Consider the following 5936-nt stretch of genomic DNA (forward strand, 5'->3'; position numbering starts at 1 on the left):
CTCGCCGCTCGAGCGGGCCGAGCGGGTCACGGCCTCGGCGAGATCCGCCTGGAACTTCGCCGGGTCGGTCACCGCGAGCAGCGCCCGCCGGTCGGTCCAGGCCAGGTGCGCCACCTGGTGGGCGACGGTCCACCCCGGAGCGGGTGTCCGGGTGGCCCAGCCGTCCTCGGACAGCCCGCTGACCAGGGCGTCCACCTCGGCACTCTCGTCCCGGAGGTCGGCGACCAGCGCGTTGAGCTCAACCACGAGGTCAACCTTGGCACGGCTACGAGACCGTTTTCAAGCATGCGTGCTTGTTTTTTTCAGGCCTCGACATCCGGCCACTCGGTCACATCCGTCGGTCGCCGCGGGTGCGCTGCCAGTCGGTGACCGTGTTGAGGCCCGTGGCGATCTCCTCGTTCAGCAGGGCGACCCGGGCGTCGACCATGTCGTCACCCAGGAGTTTGCGGGCCAGCTCGGACTCGTCGAGCGCGCGCACCGCCGCCCACGGGGTGTCGTGCAGCCGGCGCGACAGGGGCATCGGCAGCTCCTCCCGGATGCCCCACATGCCGGCCGCCAGCAGCGAGGCCACCACGAGGTGCGGTTGCGCGTCCGCGCCGGCGAAGCGGGCCTCGATGCGCAGCGACTCCGCGGAGCCGGCGATGCGGACCGCCGCCGTGCGGTCGTCGGCGCCGGCGCGGACCTCGCCGGGCGCGAACGGGGCCGTGCGCAGCCGCACGTAGGAGTTCCACGTCGGTGCCCAGACCGCCGTCAGGTCGGGTGCCGCGGCCAGCACCCCGGCCGTGAAGTGCTCGAGCACGGACAGCTCGCCGAACCTCGGCGTACCGTCCACATCGGACAGCGACAGGTGGACGTGGCAGGAGCTGCCCGTCGCGGTGCGCTCCGCGGCCAGGTAGCTCGCCCGCACGCGCTGCGCGGTCGCGGCCCGGCGGATCGCGAGCTGCTGCAGCATCGCGTCGTCGCACGCGGCGAGCGCGTCGCGGTGACCGAGCACGCTCTCGTACTGGCCCGGATGGCACTCCCCGCGCCGCGACTCCACCCCGAGGTCCAGCTCGTCCACATCGGACTGGACGGCCGCCAGCATGGGGTGCATGACATCCAGCCCGCCCGCCGCGTAGTCCAGCCCGTCCGAGGTGAGCGGCGCGCCGTATGCGTCGATGAACGTGACCTCGTGCTCCAGGCCGACCGACGGCACGAAGCCCTCCGCCTCCACGGCATGCAGCTGCTCGCGCAGCAGGGTCCGCGGCGCGATCGGCACCGGCTCGCCGTCCGGCCACTCGACGTCGCACACCACGAGCCAGGTGCCGGGCTGGCCCGGCAGCGGCGCGAGCGTCGCCAGGTCCGGGCGCATCCGCAGGTCGCCGTAGTGGTCGAGGTAGGGCTGGAACACCGGCGCCGCAATGGGTTCGCGCTCGGGGGTCCACCCGAACACGTAGCTGCACACGCCGTACCCCTGCTCCAGCACCGTGTCGGCGAAGAACCGCGCGCCGACGCCGACCGCCGCGAAGCGGGCGTGCGGGTCCGGCACGAGCAGGACCAGGCCGTTCACCGTCCGGGCCAGGATCTCCGTCCGGATCGCCTCGGCCAGGGTGGCCGCCACCTCGTCGCGGGCGGCGAGCGTACGCGGGCCGCCGGGCCGCTGATGTTCCATCACCATGCACCGTCCGGATCCGGCCCCGCCAGGGGGTTGCGCGCCCGGCCGAACCGGACGTCGAACTCGTCGTCGCGGTCGATCTTGTCGAACCCCTGACCGGCGAGGTGCTCGCGGTTCAGGGTAACCCGCTCCACGTCGGGTGCGAACAGCCGGCAGGCGTCGAACCGCGCCGCCGACTCGGGGTGCTCGTCGCGGTAGCGGCCGACGATCTCGCGGACCTGGGCCCACAGCGCTGGCCGCGCGTGGCCGAGGTCGTCGAGCAGGACCTCCGCCAGGAACCGCAGCTGGCCGGCGAACACCGAGCTGAACAGCGACTGCGCGAGCAGGTGCGCCGGCCAGCGCAGCATGTGCGCGGTCGCCTCCGCGCCGAGCGAGGCGTACTCGGGCACCGGCTCGTCGAGCAGGTCGACGCCCTGCGCGAAGTCCTTGATCGCCACCCGCACCGGCAGCCCGTGCTCGTCGGTGACCAGCACGAGGTTCTGGCCGTGCGGGCAGAAGCCGACGCCGTAGCGCAGCAGCCAGTGCAGCAGCGGGGTGAGCAGCAGGTCGAGCAGCCGGCCCAGCCACGCCTCGATGTCCACACCGGACTCGCGGATCAGCCGGGTGAGGACCGCCTCGCCGTCCGGGCCGCGGTAGGGCAGCGCGGCGAACGAGATCGCCCGCTCCCCCGGCCCGATCCGGGTCCGCACCGGCTCCCGCCACAGCGCGCCGAGCGTCTCGTGGAACCGGTACGGCAGCTCGGCCAGGTTCCCGAGCAGCGGGTGCCGCACGGACACGCTGGCCACCTCGCCGAGCAGCTCGAAGCGGTACTTCTGCGCCAGCAGCGGGTCGGTCGCGCCGACGTCACGCAGCCAGGTGGTGACCGCCGGCGCGGCGAGCGTCGCGGCCGACGCGAGCCCGCGGTAGACGAGCGTGTTGCGCACCGACACCGCGGTCTTCACGTCGCGGCGGGTCGGGTGGCTCGCGTTGGCGAGCGTCCGTACCGTCTGATGTGTACGGTAGCGGTCGGCGCTCTCGCCGAGCGGCACGACGATCCCCTCGGCCAGCTCGGCGGCGTAGAGCGTGCCGATGATCTCGTCGGCCTGCCACGGGTGCACGGGGACGAGCACGTAGTCCTCCGGCACCCGCGCGCGGAACTCGGGCAGCAGCTCGCCCAGCTCCTCCGCGAGCAGCCGCTCCTCGGTCAGCTCCGCCACGCACCGGAACGACGCGTGGTCGCGGTGCACGCCGAACCACGTCAGGCCGAACTCGGTCCCCGACTCGGGCGCGTAGCGCTCCCGGTCGGTCCGCGAGAAGCCGACCCGGCCCTTGTTCAGCACCAGCCGCGGGTGCCCGGTGAGGTGTCCCTCCGCGCGGTCGTAGTCCATTGTGGACAGCGTCGCCGCGGTGGGCGCCCGGTCGAGCCGGGCGGCCTCGTTGGTGACGGTCGCGGTCAGCTCGCCCAGCACGTCGGCGAGCCGCAACCCGGTGAGCCCCAGCCGTTCCCGCGCGTCGACGGCGAGCGTGCGCGGATCGGTGGCCGGCTCGCCGTTGCGGGTGGCGCTGCCCGGCTCGACGTGCCAGGACTCGAACGCGCCGCGCCGCGCGCGGAACCGGTAGCAGACGTCCTCGGGCAGCTCGAGCACCCACTCGTCCCCGTCCGGCTTCGGCTCGAACAGGCCCTCGTAGCTCAGCTCGCCGAGCATCTTGTGCACGACCAGCGAGCCCGCCACCCGCCACGAGCTAGCCATGGAGATCCTCCAGCCCAAAGGTCGTGAACGCCGTCCGGTCCGGCAGCGGGTACACCGCGCGCCCGCACACCGTGTTCAGGATGCGCGCCGAACGCCACGCGGCCAACCCCAGATCCGGCGCGCCGACCCCGTGCGTGTGCCGCTCGGCGTTCTGCACGAACAGCGAACCACCCGTACCCGTGTCCATGTCCACCCGTACGCGATAGTCCGCGTCGACCGCGATCCGGCCCGAGGTGTCCCGCTCGACGCGTGCCGCCAGCGGGCCGAGCAGCTCCTCCAGGTTCCGCTCCCGGTAGCCGGTGGCGCACACGACCGCGTCGGTGGTCACCGTCGCCTTGCGGTCCTGCTGCACGTGGCGCAGCTCGAGCTCGACCCGTCCGGCCCGCTCGGCCGCGGCGGTCACCTCCACCCCGGGTGCGAGCGTGACGTCCGGCCAGCCGCCGCCGACCGTGCGTTCGTACAGCTCGTCGTGGATGGCGCCGATGGTGTCCGCGCTGATCGCCTTGTACAGCTGCCACTGCGCGGGCACGAGCCGGTCGCGGGTCGGCTCGTCGAGCCTGTGGAAGAACCGCGTGTAGTCCGGGGTGAACTGCTCGAGCCCGAGCTTGGAGTACTCCATGGGCGCGAAGGCCGCCGTGCGGGTGAGCCAGCGCAGGCCGCCGCGCGGGCGGGCCCGGAGCAGGTCGAGGAACACCTCGGCGCCGGACTGCCCGGAGCCGACGATCGTCACGTCCGCGGCGGCGACCAGCCGGTCCCGGGCGGGCAGGTAGTCGGCGGAGTGCAGGATTCGTTCGCCCGCGAGGTGTTCCAGTGGCTCGGGCAGCACGGGTTCGGTACCGACGCCGAGCACGACGTTGCGCGCCCGGACCGGACCGCCGGGCTCGACGTCGAGCTCGTACGCTCCTTCGGGCCCGCTGCCGCACCAGCGGACCGACCGCACGGCCCGGCCGAAGCGCGCGCTCGTGAGCCGGCCGACGGCCCACGCGCAGTAGTCCTCGTACTCGGCGCGCGGGATGTGGAAGCGCTCCGCGAAGTAGAAGGGAAAGAGCCGGCCGCGGTCACGCAGGTAGCTCAGGAAGGACAGCGGGTGCGCGGGCTCGACGAGGGACACGAGGTCGGCGAGGAACGGCACCTGCAGCGCGGCACCCTCGACCATCACGCCGGGATGCCAGCGGAACTCCGGCTCACGCTCGAAGAACGCGGTACGCAGTCCCTCGACCGGCTCGGCGAGCGCGGCGAGCGAGAGGTTCAACGGGCCGATGCCCACACCCGCGAGATCGAGCGTCCGGTCGAGCGTCACGGCGCGGTCCGGCGTGCCGTGACGTCGACGAGGTCGAGCAGGCCGCGGTAGTCGTCGAGGCTCGCGCCGGGGTGCAACAGGGTCAGCTTGAGCCACACCCGGCCGTCGACCGTGGCGCGGCCGACCACGGCGGTGCCGTCCTCGAGCAGGCGGCGCCGGACCGCCGCGGCGTCCCCGTGAACCGGGCGGACGAGCACGGTCGATAGCTCCGGCGCACCCCACAGCTCCAGGCCCGGGTGCCGGGCGGCCTCGTGGGCGAGCTGCCGGGCGAGCTCGCAGCACCGCTCGACGAGCCGGGCGATCCCCTGCCGGCCGAGGGCGCGCAGCGTCACGGCGATCTTGAAGCAGTCCGGGCGGCGGGACGTGCGCACGGAGCGGCCGAGCAGGTCGGGCAGCCCGGCCTCGGTGTCGTCGGCGGCGTTGAGGTAGTCGGCGCGGGTGTGCAGCTCGGTGATCGCGTCGCGGGTGGCGAGGACGCCCGCGGCGATGGGCTGCCAGCCGAACTTGTGCAGGTCGAGGGCGACGGAGTCGGCCTGGTCGAGCCCCGCGAGCCGGCCGGCGAGCCGGTCGGAGAACAGCAGCGCGCCGCCGTAGGAGGCGTCGACGTGCAACCACGCCCCGGCCCGGCGGGCGGCCCCGGCTAGCTCGGGCAGCGGGTCGATCTCCCCGGTGTCGGTGGTTCCCGCGGTGGCGACCACGACCTCGCCGCCGGTCAGGTCGAGGTCGTCGGCGCGCAGCCGGCCCCGCTCGGCGCCGACCACTCGCGGCGCCGGCACCCCGAGCAGCCACGCCGCCCGCGCGACGCTGTGGTGCGCGTGCCGCCCGCAGACGACCCGGGTCCGGCCGTGCTCGCGGGCGAGCAGCAGCCCGACGAGGTTCGACTCGGTCCCGCCGCCGGTGATCACCGCGTCGGGCGAGCCGGCGCCCGGGAAGCACAGCCGTGCCAGGGCGGCCGTGAGCTCGCGCTCCAGCTCGCTCGCGACGGGTGCCTGGTCCCACGAGTCCAGCGAGGGGTTGAGCACGCTGCCCATGAGATCGGCAACGGCCGCCACGGCGAGGGTCGGGCCGTGCAGGTGCGCGGCGCACCACGGATGTCCCGGGTCGACCGAACCCGCGGTGAGCACCCGGGTGAGCTCCTCGAGCGCGCGCCCCTCGCCGATCCCGCGTTCGGGCAGCACGCCGTGCTCGCCGAGCGCCGCCACCAACGCGGCGGCCACCGCGGGCGGCCCGCCGCCGGGGACCGGCCCGGTAC

At 74.3% G+C, this 5936-nt stretch carries 5 protein-coding genes; all 5 read right to left on the bottom strand.

Annotated features, from left to right (window positions below):
• The coding region (locus tag ACRDTB_RS37000; RefSeq protein WP_431436923.1) for a maleylpyruvate isomerase N-terminal domain-containing protein at nt 1–246 on the bottom strand (246 nt) is incomplete at its 3' end.
• 82 nt (nt 247–328) lie between these two features.
• Nucleotides 329–1651, bottom strand: coding sequence for a glutamine synthetase (locus ACRDTB_RS37005; protein ID WP_431436924.1), 1323 nt, complete (start codon nt 1649–1651; stop codon nt 329–331).
• Nucleotides 1651–3384: an IucA/IucC family protein gene (locus ACRDTB_RS37010; RefSeq protein WP_431436925.1), complete on the bottom strand. Its 1734-nt coding sequence runs from the start codon at nt 3382–3384 to the stop codon at nt 1651–1653. Before ACRDTB_RS37010 ends, ACRDTB_RS37005 begins: the two co-directional genes overlap by 1 nt.
• On the bottom strand, nt 3377–4684 hold the full coding sequence (locus tag ACRDTB_RS37015) for a lysine N(6)-hydroxylase/L-ornithine N(5)-oxygenase family protein (RefSeq protein ID WP_431436926.1): 1308 nt from the start codon (nt 4682–4684) through the stop codon (nt 3377–3379). The genes ACRDTB_RS37010 and ACRDTB_RS37015 overlap by 8 nt, the downstream gene beginning before the upstream one ends.
• Nucleotides 4681–5936: pyridoxal phosphate-dependent decarboxylase family protein (locus tag ACRDTB_RS37020; RefSeq protein WP_431436927.1), on the bottom strand; the 1256-nt coding region annotated here is incomplete at its 5' end. The genes ACRDTB_RS37020 and ACRDTB_RS37015, both read right to left, overlap by 4 nt.

This window comes from Actinophytocola sp. (assembly GCF_050699935.1).
Lineage (GTDB): Bacteria > Actinomycetota > Actinomycetes > Mycobacteriales > Pseudonocardiaceae > Actinophytocola.

What these genes read in the sequence shown, in the direction of transcription:
- ACRDTB_RS37005 (WP_431436924.1), bottom strand. Translation starts at nt 1,651, where the DNA reads ATGGAACATCAGCGGCCCGGCGGCCCGCGTACGCTCGCCGCCCGCGAC.
- ACRDTB_RS37010 (WP_431436925.1), bottom strand. Translation starts at nt 3,384, where the DNA reads ATGGCTAGCTCGTGGCGGGTGGCGGGCTCGCTGGTCGTGCACAAGATG.